The sequence below is a fragment of the Roseibium sediminicola genome (genome assembly GCF_023156505.1).
Lineage (GTDB): Bacteria > Pseudomonadota > Alphaproteobacteria > Rhizobiales > Stappiaceae > Roseibium > Roseibium sediminicola.
Map to the genome: position 1 here is coordinate 108,131 of NZ_JALNMJ010000008.1, position 14,362 is coordinate 122,492.

14 protein-coding genes and 1 pseudogene are annotated in these 14,362 nt (G+C 62.6%); 9 read left to right on the plus strand and 6 right to left on the minus strand.

Annotation, left to right across the window (positions count from 1 at the left end; translation table 11 throughout):
• Nucleotides 1-224 precede the first annotated feature (224 nt).
• Nucleotides 225-2,033 (minus strand): ABC transporter transmembrane domain-containing protein, encoded by a 1,809-nt coding sequence (locus M0H32_RS13230; RefSeq protein ID WP_248154688.1) that lies wholly within the window; start codon nucleotides 2,031-2,033, stop codon nucleotides 225-227.
• A 295-nt stretch (nucleotides 2,034-2,328) separates the two neighbouring features.
• Between M0H32_RS13230 and rpmE the strand changes: the two genes are divergently transcribed.
• Nucleotides 2,329-2,553: a 50S ribosomal protein L31 gene (gene rpmE / locus M0H32_RS13235; RefSeq protein ID WP_006932159.1), complete on the plus strand. Its 225-nt coding sequence runs from the start codon at nucleotides 2,329-2,331 to the stop codon at nucleotides 2,551-2,553.
• Nucleotides 2,554-3,040: 487 nt separating this feature from the next.
• Here rpmE and rcdA read toward each other — a convergent pair whose 3' ends face one another.
• Nucleotides 3,041-3,580, minus strand: coding sequence for a protease adaptor protein RcdA (rcdA, locus tag M0H32_RS13240; RefSeq protein ID WP_248154690.1), 540 nt, complete (start codon nucleotides 3,578-3,580; stop codon nucleotides 3,041-3,043).
• Between the two features lie 413 nt (nucleotides 3,581-3,993).
• The gene (locus M0H32_RS13245) at nucleotides 3,994-4,191 is read right to left on the minus strand and encodes a DUF1192 domain-containing protein (RefSeq protein WP_248154692.1); all 198 of its coding nucleotides are present in this window, start codon (nucleotides 4,189-4,191) and stop codon (nucleotides 3,994-3,996) included.
• Nucleotides 4,192-4,339: 148 nt separating this feature from the next.
• Between M0H32_RS13245 and M0H32_RS13250 the strand changes: the two genes are divergently transcribed.
• From M0H32_RS13250 to M0H32_RS13265, 4 genes and pseudogenes are all read left to right on the plus strand, one after another.
• A complete protein-coding gene (locus M0H32_RS13250; RefSeq protein WP_248154694.1) occupies nucleotides 4,340-5,344 on the plus strand; it encodes an NAD(P)H-quinone oxidoreductase in 1,005 nt (334 codons plus the stop codon).
• A gap of 154 nt (nucleotides 5,345-5,498) precedes the next feature.
• Nucleotides 5,499-6,221 (plus strand): annotated as a pseudogene (locus M0H32_RS13255) (DUF1013 domain-containing protein); the annotation flags it as partial.
• A 334-nt stretch (nucleotides 6,222-6,555) separates the two neighbouring features.
• On the plus strand, nucleotides 6,556-7,512 hold the full coding sequence (locus M0H32_RS13260) for a TAXI family TRAP transporter solute-binding subunit (RefSeq protein ID WP_248154696.1): 957 nt from the start codon (nucleotides 6,556-6,558) through the stop codon (nucleotides 7,510-7,512).
• Nucleotides 7,513-7,637: 125 nt separating this feature from the next.
• Nucleotides 7,638-9,431 carry a TRAP transporter permease gene (locus tag M0H32_RS13265; protein ID WP_425607316.1) on the plus strand — a complete coding sequence of 598 codons (1,794 nt, stop codon included), beginning with the start codon at nucleotides 7,638-7,640 and terminating at the stop codon, nucleotides 9,429-9,431.
• On the opposite strand, the gene M0H32_RS13270 is transcribed toward M0H32_RS13265, so the two are convergent.
• The 3 genes from M0H32_RS13270 to M0H32_RS13280 all read right to left on the minus strand — a co-directional run bounded on the left by M0H32_RS13270 (nucleotide 9,426) and on the right by M0H32_RS13280 (nucleotide 11,353).
• Nucleotides 9,426-9,689 carry a DUF1272 domain-containing protein gene (locus M0H32_RS13270; protein ID WP_248154697.1) on the minus strand — a complete coding sequence of 88 codons (264 nt, stop codon included), beginning with the start codon at nucleotides 9,687-9,689 and terminating at the stop codon, nucleotides 9,426-9,428. The two genes, M0H32_RS13265 and M0H32_RS13270, sit on opposite strands and share 6 nt — an antisense overlap.
• Nucleotides 9,690-9,760: 71 nt before the next feature.
• A complete protein-coding gene (locus M0H32_RS13275) occupies nucleotides 9,761-10,450 on the minus strand; it encodes a M50 family metallopeptidase (protein ID WP_248154699.1) in 690 nt (229 codons plus the stop codon).
• A 42-nt stretch (nucleotides 10,451-10,492) separates the two neighbouring features.
• Entirely contained in the window at nucleotides 10,493-11,353 is an 861-nt protein-coding gene (locus tag M0H32_RS13280; RefSeq protein ID WP_248154701.1) for a LysR family transcriptional regulator, read from the minus strand.
• Between the two features lie 116 nt (nucleotides 11,354-11,469).
• On the opposite strand from M0H32_RS13280, the gene M0H32_RS13285 reads away from it, so the two are divergent.
• The 4 genes from M0H32_RS13285 to M0H32_RS13300 are packed head-to-tail and all read left to right on the plus strand — an operon-like array spanning nucleotide 11,470 to nucleotide 14,358.
• Nucleotides 11,470-12,069, plus strand: coding sequence for an amino acid synthesis family protein (locus M0H32_RS13285; protein ID WP_248154703.1), 600 nt, complete (start codon nucleotides 11,470-11,472; stop codon nucleotides 12,067-12,069).
• Nucleotides 12,041-12,820 carry an alpha/beta fold hydrolase gene (locus M0H32_RS13290; RefSeq protein WP_248154705.1) on the plus strand — a complete coding sequence of 260 codons (780 nt, stop codon included), beginning with the start codon at nucleotides 12,041-12,043 and terminating at the stop codon, nucleotides 12,818-12,820. The genes M0H32_RS13285 and M0H32_RS13290 overlap by 29 nt, the downstream gene beginning before the upstream one ends.
• Nucleotides 12,817-13,320 (plus strand): flavin reductase family protein, encoded by a 504-nt coding sequence (locus tag M0H32_RS13295; protein WP_248154707.1) that lies wholly within the window; start codon nucleotides 12,817-12,819, stop codon nucleotides 13,318-13,320. Before M0H32_RS13290 ends, M0H32_RS13295 begins: the two co-directional genes overlap by 4 nt.
• Nucleotides 13,321-13,323: 3 nt before the next feature.
• On the plus strand, nucleotides 13,324-14,358 hold the full coding sequence (locus M0H32_RS13300; protein WP_248154709.1) for an LLM class flavin-dependent oxidoreductase: 1,035 nt from the start codon (nucleotides 13,324-13,326) through the stop codon (nucleotides 14,356-14,358).
• Nucleotides 14,359-14,362 lie beyond the last annotated feature (4 nt).

Genomic DNA, 14,362 nt, shown 5'->3' on the forward strand with positions numbered 1-14,362 from the left:
GCGCGGCTGTCGCCTTTCCCGAAGCGGGGAGAGGGAAGCAGACCGCGCAAGTCGCTTCAGGCGGGAAGGAGCGGCGCATGATGACTTGGCATCCGCCAACGCAGATCGCTACTTGCGTCTCCGTCCACCTTGTCCCCGGTCTGTACACCCACAAGGGGGAGGGGGATCAGGCTGTGCCGGACCGATCCTTGATGGCTAGCTTGCTGCGCTTTCCCTGAAACGCTCTAAACCGCCGCCGCTTCCTTTTCCGCGCCGAACTGCAGGCGGGCGAGCTTGGCATAGAGGCCACCGGCTGCGCTGAGGTCGGCGTGGGTGCCGGTCTCGACGATGCGGCCGTCTTCCATCACCACGATCCGGTCGGCCTTGAGCACGGTTGCCAGGCGATGGGCGATCACCAGCGTGGTGCGGCCCTCCATCAGCTTGTCGAGCGCCTGTTGCACCAGCCGTTCGCTTTCCGCGTCAAGGGCGCTGGTGGCTTCGTCCAGAAGCAGCACGGGTGCGTCCTTCAGGACTGCGCGGGCAATCGCGATGCGCTGGCGCTGGCCGCCGGAGAGCGTTACGCCGCGTTCGCCGACCATGGTGTCATAGCCATCCGCCATGGCGTCGATGAAGGGTGCGGCAAGGGCGGCCCGGGCGGCCGCGACCACCTCCTCGCGGCTGGCCTCGGGCCGGCCATAGGCAATGTTTTCGGCAATGCTGGCACCGAAGATGGCCGTGTCCTGGGGAACCAGGGCGATATGCCGGCGCAGGTCCTGCGGGTCAAGATCGGTCAGGCTGGCGCCGTTCAGGCGAATGGCACCGGAGACGGGGTCGTAAAAGCGCATCAGCAGGCTGAAGAGGGTCGACTTGCCGGCCCCGGACGGGCCGACCACGGCAACGGTCTCGCCAGGGGCGATGCTGAGGTCGAGGTCGCGCACCACCGGCATGTGCTCGGCATTGCGATAGGCGAAGGAAACCTTGTCGAAGTGAATGGCGCCGCGCGGTGTTTCCGGCAGGGCGACCGGATGGGCGGGCGCGGCGATTTCCGGCTCGATGTCGAGCAGTTCGGACAGGCGCTCGGCGGCACCGGCCGCCTGTGACAGTTCGCCCCAGACCTCGGAGAGGGCGGCGAGCGATCCGGCAGCCAGGATGGAATAGAGCAGGAACTGGCTGAGTTCGCCGCCCGTGATGCGGCCGGAGAACACGTCGCTGGCGCCGATCCACAGGACGGCGACGATGCTGGCGCCGATCACCATGATGGCAAAGCCGGTCAGCGCCGCCCGCGCCATGATCGCCTTGCGCGCGGCCTGGAAGGCGGCCTCGACGGAAGCGGCATAGCGCCCGGCGCTTCTGTCCTCATGGGTGAAGGCCTGAAGGGTCTTGACCGAGCCAAGCATCTCGCTGGCATAGGCGGACGCATCAGCGAGCGTATCCTGGGCGAAGCGAGAGCGTTTGCGCACCTGGCGGCCGAATCCCAGAATGGGAATGAGAATGACCGGAATGGCGGCGAGCACGATCACGGAGAGGCGCGGGCTGGTGACCACCATCATCACGGCAGCGCCCATGAACATGATCAGGTTGCGCATGGCGAGTGAGGCGCTGGCGCCGAAGGCGGCCTTGATCTGAGTTGTGTCGGCGGTCAGCCGTGACAGGATCTCGCCGGATTTGGCGCCGTCGTAAAAAGAGGCGCTGAGCCTTGTCATATGGGCGAAGACATCGGAGCGGACTTCCGATACGACCCGTTCACCGATCCACATGACCAGGAAATAGCGCACGGAGCTGGCGGTCGCGAGCGCACAGACGACCACGATCAGAACGGCAAAATACGAATTCACCAGCGCCGGATCGTCGGCGCCAAAGCCATAGTCGATCATGCGGCGGACGGCCGCCGGCAGCACCAGCGTGATCAGTGCTGCCGAGAACAGGGCGGCGATCGCGGCGCCCACCATGACCTTGTGCCGGGCGAGGTAAGGTAGAAGGCGGGTCAGTGGCCGCAGAGATTTGCGGGTTTTTCCGTTCTGGGTCTGGGCGTTGGAAGCAGACGCGTCGGCCACAGGGCTCTCCTTGTTGTTTGTGTCCCCTCATACCATGTTCGCCGGAACGCTCAATGTCTTTGACTTTTGTGGAGCGCCGGAAACAGAGTGCAGGAGCCGTCACGGAATTCCTTTGCTGGACAGGGGTAAAAATGGCGGAAAATGCCCCTTGTCTTGCAGGCTGCCTTGGGGTATATCCCCGCCTCATGTTTCTGAGGGCGGCGTCCGCATCCGGATCGGCGGCCCTTCATTTCGTTTTGCGCCAGACAGCTTCTTTCCCGGAAAGACGGTTGCGGGGCGTTTGAAAGGACCGGCCATGAAAGCGGATATCCATCCCGACTACCACACCATCAAGGTCGTCATGACCGATGGCACCGAATACACCACCCGCTCCACCTATGGCGCGGAAGGCGACACCCTGACGCTCGACATCGACCCGACGTCGCACCCGGCATGGACCGGCGGCGACCGTCAGCTGATGGACCGCGGCGGCCGCGTGTCCCGGTTCAAGAACAAGTTCGCAGGTTTCCTGGGCTCCTAAGCTCCAGCCTTCGACAGCTTCAAACGAAGAACCCGGCCTTGCGGCCGGGTTTTTTGTGTTTGTGGTTCGGATTTGGTGCGCAAAAGAGCTCGCTTCCAAGCTGTCCGGACCGGAGGCAAGTTGGGCTCATTTGGCTTCGATGTGGCGGCTGCGCCGCTGACTCCCACCCTTGTTCCCTCCCCACAAGGGGGAGGGAGACGCAGGCAGCGCGCACCCGAAGGGAGGCCAAGTCACCACGCGCAATGTTCTCAGTTGCGAGCGACTTGGCACAGCTTGATCCCCCTCCCCCTTGTGGGGAGGGGGTAGGGGTGGGGGTATACTGCGTCGGCCGCAAAAATGTCGGCAACCCGTGCAATCTGCTCTGCCAAGTCGCCGGTCTTGACGCCCAGTGGAAGAGGGGTGGGCAACCGCTTATCATCAAGCATGTGACCAACAAAAAAGCCGCCTGGCGGCGGCTTTTCAAGAATTCGGAAGGTTCTTTCCGGTCTCAACCGAGCTGGCCGAAGGCGGCGTGCAGCTTGTTGAGCTGGGAGGCAACCGGGTTGTCGTTGGTAGCTTCCTCGGCCTGTTCCTCGGACTTGCGGTAGAGCATGGTGTCGAGATGCACGACCCGTTCCTGAAGGCGTGTGGAGCGCTCGACCAGCTCGCGCAGGGTTGTCGGCAGTTCGTCCCAGACCGGGCCGCCGGTCGCGCTGGAAAGCTTGTCGAGGCGCACCTTGTTCTTGTCGCTGCCGGCCTGTTCGCGGGACATTTCACCTTCGTTGACCGCGCGCTGCAGCAAGAGCCAGGAGGCGAGCTGCATCAGACGGGTGGTCAGGCGCATGGATTCGGTCGCATAGGCCAGGGAGGCCGGGCGCGGCAGCTGCTTTGCTTCGTCGCGGCCTTCGCCGTCCAGATACATCGCGGTCTCCTCGACCAGCGACATGCCCTCCTGGAACAGGCTCTGGAAGTTGTCCGAGCTGGCAAGATGATGCGCGATATGCACAGCGCCAACGTGTTCACCGGCTTTGTTCGTGTCTTCCGTCATTGGATTGCTACGCCTCAGTTACTCTTCCGGTTGCCCCTGCATCTCTTCTTGAACTGTCCCGGGATACGACATCCCGTGAAAGGTGTCCCTTTTTGGAACGATGCAGGTCTTCATGGCCTATATCCAGCAAAGCGCGTGCCAGACAGCTGGAAACTCGGCCGTTAACCAGAGCTTTGACAAGATACTATGAGGCGAGCGCAAAAAAAAGAGCCGCACGGTTGCGGCTCTGAGTCTTTAACAGGGAGGCGTCAAACAGAGTGGACAGGAGCCACTCACATCCAGATGACTGGATAGCTAAATTTATACTTTGGAAAGATTAATAAGAGGTAAACGAGTAAATTTTTACCTACCTCGTTTACTGTGATCAGTGCCAAATTGGCTCAAATTGCATAAATCTCGTAACAATTTACAGGTTATTTCTGGAAGAACGCATCGGCTGCATTGCGAATAGTGCCGCGTTGTTCAAGTTCCTTCTGCGTACGGTTAATTTCCGCACTCAAAGCCTCGATCCGCTCCGACAGCTCTTCCTCGGACAGGCGCGACAAATCTTCCCCTACGGTGACGGCACCGCCCGCGGATTTTCTGGGGACATCATCATCAAATAGGCTCATTGTCTCGTTCCCAAGCATGTGTCAGGCAGGTCCTGAACGGCTTGCCTGTCCGGTCCGGTTTCCGGCAGATAGATAGGTGACAGTTTACCATATGCCAGGCACAGTTCGCCTAGTCAGTCCCAAAATGAACCAAAAAGGAAGCGCCCCCATGCAAAAACTGCCGGAAAGCATGACGGTTGTCGCGATTTCGGCCCCGGGCGGGCCGGACGTCCTGAAACCGGAGGTGCGGCCGATTCCCGAATTGGGACCGGGGGAGATCCTGATCCGGGTGGCGGCCGCGGGCGTGAACCGGCCGGACGTGCTTCAGCGCAAGGGGGCTTATCCGCCGCCCAAGGGCGCGTCCGACCTGCCCGGGCTCGAAGTCTCCGGCGAGGTGGTGGCGTGCGGCGAAGGCGCGGCGCGCCATCCGGTCGGCACCCGGGTCACGGCGCTGGCGCCCGGCGGAGGCTATGCCGAATTTTGCAAGGTGCCCGAGGGTCACGCCCTGCCCATCCCGCAAGGCCTCACCATGGTCGAGGCCGCAGCCTTGCCGGAAACCTTCTTCACTGTCTGGACCAACGTTTTCGACCGGTGCGGGCTGAAGGCCGGTGAACGCTTCCTGGTGCATGGCGGCACGTCCGGGATCGGCACGACGGCGATCCAGCTGGCCAAGGCCTTCGGTGTGGAGGTGTTCACCACCGTCGGTTCGGAGAACAAGGCGGAGGCGGTCAGGAAACTCGGTGCGGATCACGCGATCAATTACCGGGAGGCGGCCTTTGAGAAAGTCATCCTGGAGATCACCGGTGGCGAAGGTGTCGACGTGATCCTCGACATGGTCGGCGGCGACTATGTGGAACGGAACTGGAAGGCGGCGGCGGTCGAGGGGCGTATTTGCCAGATCGCAACCTTGAACGGCATTTCCGAGAACGTGAATTTCTCCCGCCTCATGGTCAAGCGGCTGACCCATACGGGCTCCACGCTCCGGCCGCGCAGCGACGCCTTCAAGACGGCCATCGCCGACAGCCTGCGCGACAAGGTCTGGCCGCTGATCGATTCGGGCAAGGTCGGTCCGGTGATGGATTCGACTTTTCCGCTGGAGCAGGCGGCGGAGGCGCACCGGCGCATGGAAAGCTCTGGCCATATTGGCAAAATCGTCCTGACGGTGGAGGTCTGATCGCGGGCTGAAACGGGGGAAACGCAAATTGTGCGTTGCCATTTGCGTTTCCCCCGGATTTCTCCTATATTCCGGCCACTTCCCAGGAAACTGACTATGGAACACCGCTTTTTCGCCCTGCCGGGCGATGGAGCAGACGAGAGGAATTTATCCGATGGCGAACACGCCGCTGATGCCGAAGGCAACCGCCGTCTGGCTCGTTGACAACACCGCGCTGAGCTTCACGCAGATCGCCAGCTTCTGCAAGCTGCACCCGCTTGAGGTCAAGGCGATTGCCGATGGCGAAGCCGCGCAGGGGATCAAGGGCCTCGACCCGATCCTGACCGGCCAGCTGACCCGCGAAGAAGTCGAAAAGGCTCAGAAGGATCCGAACTATCAGCTGAAGCTGCAGGGCTCCAAGGTGGTGGTGCCGGAAACCAAACGCAAAGGTCCGCGCTACACGCCGGTGTCCCGCCGTCAGGACCGCCCGAATGCCATCCTGTGGCTGGTGCGCAACCATCCGGAACTGAAAGACGCGCAGATCATGCGCCTGGTCGGCACGACGAAGCCGACGATCGCCGCCATCCGTGACCGCACCCACTGGAATTCGGCCAACCTGACGCCGTCCGATCCGGTGACACTCGGCCTCTGCAGCCAGCTGGAACTGGACATGGAAGTCGAAAAAGGCGCCAAGAACCTGCCGCAGCCGGTCGCCGGCGCGGAAGAGACCTTGATGCCGGTCGAGGACACGACCAGTGACGATGCGATTGCAGCCGCCTTCTCCTTCGATCCGAGCCAGCCGATCAAGCGCGAGGAAGAAGAGGAAATCGATGCAGATGCCGTCTTTGCCAACCTGGGTTCCCTGAAGTCCGCGCCTGCTGAAGAAGAGGCTGCCGATATGGATGCCGGTTCCGTCTTCGAAAGCGGCGAGAGCGAAGACGCGGCCGCTGACGCTGATGCCGGCGAAAGTGCTGATGAAGCCGATGAAGATGCGGAGACTGCCGAAACCGGCGACGCGGACGAAGAAGACACCAAATAGGCCGCCCTGTCCGGGACCATGATCAAGAGCCGCCGGCTGGACCCAGCCGGCGGCTTTTCTGTTTCCAGCGCGTCTCGGTCAAATGACCCTCATTGCTCGGAAGGCGTTCTGGTGGGCGTACCGGATCGAGGTGAAAACGCGTTGCCACGTCTTTGAACCCGGCATAGTCTTCCAGACTTTCTGGGAGAACATCATGTCAAACAGTCTTTTGAAGCTGGGCTTTGCCCTGGCGCTTGCCCTGGGTATCACACAGGTGCAGGCCGAAACGCGCATCACCTATAAATCCGCGAAATCCGCATCGTCCTATTACCAGATGGGCGTTCAGATCGCTGAGGCCGTAAAGGCCGGCAGCAATGGCGAGATGATCGTCACCGTCGAAGAGAGCCAGGGGTCCGTCCAGAACGTCATGGAAGCGCGCGCGCGTGGGGGTGACTATGTGTTCACGACGCCGCCGGTGCTCGTGTCCCTGGCCCAGGGCGGCAAGGCGATGTTCGAAGGCAAGGGCGATCCCAAGTTCGACGAGATCCGCGCCCTGTTTCCGATCCCGTCGCTGACCATGCATTTTGTCATGTCGGCGGATAGCGGCGTCACGGACTTCGCCGGTCTGGAAGGCAAGACGATCCTGCTTGGCAAGGGCTCGTTCGGGGCCAATGAAGGCGAGAAATACCTCAAGCTGTTTGGGCTCGAAGGCAAGGTGAACCTGGCCGAAGTGGAACTTTCCAACGCCGTCGCGGCTTTGAAGAACGGCCAGATCGACGGCTTCGTAACTGCCGGTTCCTGGCCGGCGCCCAACGTGATCGAGGCGGCCGCCTCGACCGGCGTCAATGTTCTGTCGCTTTCCGACGATCAGATCGCCGAGACCAAGCGCACCAAGCTGGTCATTCCGGCCGGTACCTATTCGGGCCAGGAAGCGGATATCGTCACCACGTCTCTGCCGGTCGCGGCCTTCACGACCACCGCCATGGATGACGATACGGCCTATGCGCTGACCAAGACCTTCTGGGAAGAAAAGGCCAAGATGGGTGAGGAAGCCCCCTGGTGGAACGGGGTTGACCAGGGCCTGATGGCCAACATCACCGGCAAGATCCATCCCGGCGCAGTGCGCTACTACGAAGAAGCCGGCATTCCTCTGACGGACGCCCAGAAGTAAGCTTCTTTTCCATCGTCTGCGGCGCGCGGCTTTCCGAATCTGACCGGACCGCGCGCCGGATTTTGCGCAGGACCGGTTCGAGACCGGCGGCGCCCACCGCTCCTCTTTGAAAAACGCAAAACATCATGATTCGCGGCGAACCAGCCTCTACTCCGCTCTGGCGCACGGCGATGCTTGTGTCGGCCATTGTGCTCGTTGTCTTCCATCTCGGGCTGATCTTTTCCGGTCTCGTACCCAATCTGGTTAGCCGTCCTGTACATCTGGCACTGGCGTTGCCCTGGATCTTTCTGTTTGCCGGCGGCCCTGTTGTTCAGCGCATCACTGGCGCCCTTTTTTGTGCCGCCGGGGTTGCTGCCTGCTTCTGGGTCGCGCTCAACCAGTCGATGCTGTCGGACCAATACGGGTTCCTGGAAGGGGACCTGCAGCTGGTCATCGCCATCGTTCTTCTGATCACGGTGCTGGAAGGCGCGCGCCGCGCCATTGGCTGGCCACTGCCCATCGTTGCCGCCCTGGCACTGGCCTACGGCCTCTTTGGTCAGCATATTCCGGGTGAATTCGGCCATTCGGGCACGCCGACTGCCAGTTTCCTCGGCACGCTCACGATTGCCGAAGGCGGCATCTGGGGCAGTCTGACCGGCGTGTCGGTCAATGTGGTCGCGATCTTCGTGATCTTCGGCGCCGTGCTGAATGCCGGCGAAGCCGGTCAGGGCTTCATGAATGTCGCCGCTGCCGCTGCCGGGCGCCTGAAGGGTGGGGCGGCAAAGGTCTCGGTGCTGTCCTCCGCCCTGTTCGGCTCCATCTCCGGCTCCGCCTCCGCCAATGTCGCCTCTACAGGCGCGATCACCCTGCCGGCGATGACGAAGCTCGGTTATCCGAAGCGGCTTGCCGGCGCGGTCGAGGCGGTGGCCTCGTCCGGCGGCCAGATCATGCCGCCGCTGATGGGGGCGGGTGCCTTTGTCATGGTCGAACTCACAAGGGTGCCCTACACCCAGATCATGGCGGCGGCCCTGCTGCCGGCCGTGCTCTATTTCTTTGCCGTCTGGGTCGGCATCAATGCCTATGCACGCCGGTTCGATCTCGCCGCGATCGACCAGGGCGATCAGCCGTCGCTCAAGCAGGTTCTGATCACTTCGGCGTTTTTCATGGTGCCGTTCCTGGTGCTGCTACATGGCATGTTTGTCGTGCGTTACACGCCGCAATACGCGGCCTGCCTTGCGATTCTCGCGGGCTTCGTGCTGCTGTTCTTCAACGCCAGCGGCACGTTCGATGCAGGGCAAATCCTGCGCCGGATGGAAAGCGCCGTTCTGACGGCGGCGCGCCAGGTTTCCGTGATCGCCGCGATCATCGTCTGCGCCTCGATCATTATCGGCGTCCTTGCCATCACCGGGCTCGGGGTCAAGATCACCTCGCTCATCCTGTCCGGTTCCGGCGGCTATCTGTGGCCGTCCCTGTTCCTGACAGCGCTGGCCTGTCTCTTCCTCGGGATGGAAGTGCCAACGACGGCAGCCTATGTCATCTGCGTTTCGGTGGCTGGCCCAGCCCTGATCCAGCAGGGGCTGGAACCGCTACAGGCGCACCTCTTCGTCTTCTGGTTCGCGCTGATCTCGACCATCACACCGCCGGTCTGTGGCGCGGTTTTCATTGCCGCGGGCATGGTCGGGGAGAACTGGCTGAAAGTGGCGATGACCGCGATGGCGCTCGGCGTGGGTCTTTATGTCATCCCGCTGGCGATGATCGCCAATCCCGCCGTGATCGAGCTTGCCGCCACGCCGTTTGCCGCGGTCATCGCCGCCGCAAAGATCGGCGTCGGTCTGGCGCTGGTTTCCTTCGGCCTGATCGGTTTCAAGATGCCTTGGCAGAAGCTGCTCGCCACCCTGGCCGGGCTGGTGGTGATTTTTGTCGGCGGCGGCCTGCTATGACGCTGCGTCGGTCGGCGCGGGGTGGCAGCCTTCCGGTTTGAAGATCCGTTCCGTCGACGCCGGGTGGCGCTGGAGCGCGCTGTCCGGCCGGATCGGCCGGGGCTGGAAGTTGCCGCCGCAATTGGGGCAGGTGCCTTTCAGGACATGCGTGGCACAGTCCGCGCAGAAGGTGCATTCAAAGGTGCAGATGAAGGCCTCTTCCGACTGGGGCGGCAGGTCCTTGTTGCAGCATTCGCAATTGGGGCGCAGATCCAGCATGGCGTCTTCCCGTTTTGATGTGAGATTCAGGATTTGAAACCCGGCGGTGGTTCGGGTCAAGCCGCAGCCGGTCAGGATTGTTGCCCGCGTTTGCCAAAATGCATGTTGCTGCTGTCGCCAAGGCCGTGACGCAGGCAGAAATAGATGATGGCGAGGCTCGCCGCCAGCCACAGGCCGCCCCAGAAAATCGTCGGGCCGCCGAATTCTTCCGCCAGCATATAGGCGTCCGAGCGAATTCCGGAGCGGCGGATGGTGTCGTCGAAAATGTCGTAGGGCACATAGAGAATGCTGGAGAGGCCGATCACCCGCAGGATCAGGTCATTGACCTCGACACTGAGATAGCGCGCGGCGGCCAGCATGGCGGCGCCGGTGCCGAGGCAGAAGGCGAGGGCGAACCAGTCGCGGATATAGAGCGCCGTCACCACAAGCGTGAACGCGCCGAGACACCCGAGGATGATGCGGTCGGCCTCAGTCTTCAGCGCAAGCAACAACAGCGTTACACCGAACAGAAGCGAGCCGAGATATCCTGCGGTCAGCGTCAGGAACCGGCTGCCGCCGCGTGTAATGGCGTGACCGCCCTGATAGGGCGACAGCGAGATCTCTACGACGGAACCACCGGTCAGGATCGCGGCCAGCGCATGGGACAATTCGTGCAGGTAAACCACCAGGATCTTGAGCGGTACGACAATCGCCGTGTTCCAGAACAGGAACAGCACGAAGGTGATCAGGATGAGTTGCCAATGGCCCTTGAGGATCTGCATGGCATGACAGGGCCCTGCCGGGAAGGCAAAGTCAAGCGGCGGTCAGACTGCGGCGGTCTCGGAACGTGCGATCTTGACCAGCCAATCTGCGAAGGCCTTCGCCTCTGCCTCTTCGCCATTGATTGAGAGAAAATAGCCTTCCTTGGCGTCGATCATGAGCGGCTCGACAGGTTCAACCAGACCATGTTGCAACGGCTGGCGAGACAGGAGTTCGTTGACGAGGCAGGCGCCATTGCCGCGCACAGCCAGGTCCAGGGCCGCGCCGTAGCTGTCGACATAGATCGACGGCGTCAGCTGGGGCAGGCCCGCCGCCTTGCTCCAGGTGGACCAACCACCGGAGATGCCGACGGCCTCGATCAGCGGCAGGTCTTCGGCGCGTGTTGGCCCGTCCTTGGGTTTGAGCGCGATCAGCTTGTTGGAACCCAGGAGAACGGCCTTCGGGCCCGCCTGTTTCTTCGAACCGAAACGGATCTCGACATCGGCGATGGTGCGGCTGAACTCGTCGGGCCAGATGGCGCTGATGAAGCGGAGCGCAATGTCCGGATGGGCTTTTCGGAACGCGGGCAAGGCCGGGGAGATGACCCATTGCAGCACGCTGATCGAAACCGACACGGTCAGCAGTTTCGACGGCTGGTCGGGAAAGAAAGCCCCTGTGGCGGCCGCGAGCGTGTCCAGCGCGGAATCCACCTGAGGCAGCAGGCGCCGTCCGTGATCGGTCAGGGCAAGCCCGCGCGGTTTGCGCTCGAAGAGGGGCACACCCAAACGCACCTCAAGCGATTTGATCTGCTGGCTGACGGCGGACTGGGTCATTCCGATTTCTTCAGCCGCAGCGGTGAAGCTCAGGTGTCTGGCAGCGGCTTCGAAGGCCCTGAACCAGTTCAGCGGCGGCAGCTTTTGAGTCATCTGCAATCTACCCATAAGTTTGACTAATGTCAGAGGGTCAAAATCATTCGTTTGTGCACAAAGTCAAGCCGCCGGATAGTTCCACCAGGATTAAGGGCGCGCGAACGGAGACAGGCATGCAGCCGGACATCAGAAAGATCGTCACCTATGAGGAAGAAACCCTGATCGAGGGCTTCCGAAAGGCCAAGGTCCCGTGGCGCATGTTTGCGGTGGCCGCGATCGTTCGTAATCCCTGGGCGGGCCGGTTTGTCGAGGATCTGACGCCCGAGATCGCAGCCTATGGACCGGAGCTTGGCGCGCTGCTGACCGAGCGGATGATCCGGCTGGGCGGCAGCGGCGATGCCATCGAGGCCTATGGCAAGGCGGCTGTGGTCGGGCTGGACGGAGAGATCGAGCATGCTTCCGCGCTGATCCACACGCTCCGGTTCGGCAACCACTACCGCGAGGCCGTCGGAGCCAAGTCCTATCTTGCCTTCACCAACACCCGCGGCGGCGCAAATGCACCGATCATGGTGCCGCTGATGGACAAGAACGATGCCGGGCGGCGATCCCACTACCTGACGATCCAGTTTGCGATCCCCGACGCACCGCGGGCAGACGAGATTGCCGTCGTGCTTGGCGGGGCGACCTCCGGCCGGCCGTTCCACCGTATCGGCGACCGCTACCAGGATCTGAAAGAGATGGGCCATGACCTGGACAACCCGGCCGCGGTCTGAAGCGGGCGGCATCGCCTTTGTGCAAGAAGGCGAGGGCCCCCGGTTGCTGTTGTTGCACGGCGTCGGTCTCCGGGCGGAGGCCTGGAACGGGCAGATTGCAGGCCTTGCGAAGGATTTCGAAGTGACCGCGCCGGACTTGCCCGGTCATGGTGTCAGCGCGCGGCTTGAAGGCCTGCCGGGATTACCTGATTTCAGCAACAGCCTTGCCCGGTTTCTCGACCGGCCGGTGGTGGTGATTGGCCATTCCATGGGCGCGATGATCGCCCTTGATCTCGCGATCCGCTTTCCGGACCACGTCGTCGGCGTTGCGGCCTTGAATGCCATCTATCGGAGGACGGAGGCTGCAAAAGAAGCCGTCCAGAAGCGCGCCGACAATCTCGACGGAGGAACGGCGCCCGATCCGGAGCCGACGCTGCAACGCTGGTTCGGCAACGAGCCCACGCCCGAACGGCAGGCTTGTGCCAGCTGGCTGACATCCACCGATCCGCTCGGCTACCGGACCGCCTACCGGACTTTCGCCGCCGAAGACGGGCCGTCCGGCGAGGAACTTGCCGGGCTTACCTGTCCGGCGCTGTTCCTGACCGGTGGCCTGGAGCCGAATTCCACGCCCGCGATGTCGCGGGCGATGGCCGGTCTTGCGCCGCAGGGACGAGCCGCGGTGATCGAGGACGCGGCGCACATGATGCCGATGACCCATGCCGATGCGGTCACGGCGATCTTGAAGGAGTTTGCAAGGGAGTGCCTGAAATGAGCGATCTTGATCCGCGCGCGCTGCGTGATGCCTTCGGGCGGTTCATGACCGGGGTGACCGTGGTGACAACATTGGGATCTGACGGCCAACCGGTGGGGTTCACCGCCAATTCATTTTCCTCCGTCTCCCTCGACCCGCCGCTGCTGCTGGTCTGTCCGGGCAAGTTCCTGTCGAGCTACCAGGCCTTTGCCGCCTGCAAGCGGTTCTGCGTCAGCGTGCTGTCGGAAGACCAGAAGGCGGCGGCGAACACCTTTGCCGGGTTCAAGGGAGATCGTTTTGCGCAGGTTCCCCACATCCGGGATGCGCACGGCGTGCCGCTGCTTACCGGCGCCGTCGCGCAGTTCTCCTGCCGCACGCACCAGATCGTGCCGGCCGGAGACCATGCCCTCCTGATCGGCGAGGTGACCGCCTTTGATCAGACGGAGGCCGCCGGGCTCGGTTATGTCGGCGGGCAGTTCTTCCGGCCCGGTCAGACACAGACCCTGAGCATGGGAGCCTGAGCCATGGAGTTTTCGCTGTTTGCCCATATGGAGCGGCTGACCCCGGACCAGCCCCATGACAAGCTCTATCAGGAGTTCCTGGACCTCTGCCGCCTCGCCGATGCCGGCGGCATGCGGGCGATCTGGACCGGCGAACATCACGGCATGGAATTCACCATCGCGCCGAATCCGTTCCTGTCTCTGGTCGATCTCGCCCATCACACAAAGAATGCGCGCCTTGGCACCGGCACCGTGATCGCGCCGTTCTGGCATCCGATCAAGCTGGCGGGCGAGGCGGCGGCGGCCGACCTGATGACGGGCGGGCGGATCGAACTCGGCATTGCACGCGGCGCCTATTCCTACGAATACGAGCGCCTGATGCCCGGCATGGATGCCTGGGAGGCCGGCCAGCGCATGCGCGAGACAGCGCCGCTGCTGCCGAAACTGTGGCGCGGCGATTGTGCGCACGAGGGCGCCCATTACCAGTTTCCGGCGACGACTTCTGCGCCGAAACCGCTGCAGGAAAACGGCCCGCCGATCTGGATCGCGGCGCGGGATCCGAACAGCCATGAATTCGGCGTCCACAACGGTTTCAACATCCAGGTGACCCCACTCTGGCAGGGCATGGGTGAAGTCGAGACGCTGATGGAGCGGTTCAATACTGCTTGCGCCACCCATGATGGGCCACGCCCGAAAATCATGCTGCTGCACCACACCTATGTGGCCAGCGACGTGGAGGATGCGGCCCTGGCAGCCCGGGAACTGTCGCGGTTCTACTGTTATTTCGGTGCCTGGTTTCAGAACAAGCGGCCGGTGAGCCAGGGCCTGATCGCGGCGCTTTCCGAAGAGGAGTTGGCGGCCAATGCCATGATGGCGCCGGCAAACATGGCCCGGGACCTGACTGTCGGCACGGCGCAAGAGGTCATTGACCGGATCAGGCGCTACGAGGATCTTGGCTATGATGAATTCTCGTTCTGGATCGACAGCGGCATGAGTCATGAACGCAAAAAGGCGTCGCTGACCCGGTTTATCGAAGACGTCATGCCGGCCTTCGGCTGAGGGG

Excerpts from the sequence above, each read along its gene's own strand:
- rpmE (WP_006932159.1), top strand. The coding sequence starts at position 2,329 with ATGAAAGCGGATATCCATCCCGACTACCACACCATCAAGGTCGTCATG.
- rcdA (WP_248154690.1), bottom strand. The coding sequence starts at position 3,580 with ATGACGGAAGACACGAACAAAGCCGGTGAACACGTTGGCGCTGTGCAT.
- M0H32_RS13245 (WP_248154692.1), bottom strand. The coding sequence starts at position 4,191 with ATGAGCCTATTTGATGATGATGTCCCCAGAAAATCCGCGGGCGGTGCC.
- M0H32_RS13250 (WP_248154694.1), top strand. The coding sequence starts at position 4,340 with ATGCAAAAACTGCCGGAAAGCATGACGGTTGTCGCGATTTCGGCCCCG.
- M0H32_RS13260 (WP_248154696.1), top strand. The coding sequence starts at position 6,556 with ATGTCAAACAGTCTTTTGAAGCTGGGCTTTGCCCTGGCGCTTGCCCTG.
- M0H32_RS13265 (WP_425607316.1), top strand. The coding sequence starts at position 7,638 with ATGATTCGCGGCGAACCAGCCTCTACTCCGCTCTGGCGCACGGCGATG.
- M0H32_RS13270 (WP_248154697.1), bottom strand. The coding sequence starts at position 9,689 with ATGCTGGATCTGCGCCCCAATTGCGAATGCTGCAACAAGGACCTGCCG.
- M0H32_RS13275 (WP_248154699.1), bottom strand. The coding sequence starts at position 10,450 with ATGCAGATCCTCAAGGGCCATTGGCAACTCATCCTGATCACCTTCGTG.
- M0H32_RS13280 (WP_248154701.1), bottom strand. The coding sequence starts at position 11,353 with ATGACTCAAAAGCTGCCGCCGCTGAACTGGTTCAGGGCCTTCGAAGCC.
- M0H32_RS13285 (WP_248154703.1), top strand. The coding sequence starts at position 11,470 with ATGCAGCCGGACATCAGAAAGATCGTCACCTATGAGGAAGAAACCCTG.
- M0H32_RS13290 (WP_248154705.1), top strand. The coding sequence starts at position 12,041 with ATGACCTGGACAACCCGGCCGCGGTCTGAAGCGGGCGGCATCGCCTTT.
- M0H32_RS13295 (WP_248154707.1), top strand. The coding sequence starts at position 12,817 with ATGAGCGATCTTGATCCGCGCGCGCTGCGTGATGCCTTCGGGCGGTTC.
- M0H32_RS13300 (WP_248154709.1), top strand. The coding sequence starts at position 13,324 with ATGGAGTTTTCGCTGTTTGCCCATATGGAGCGGCTGACCCCGGACCAG.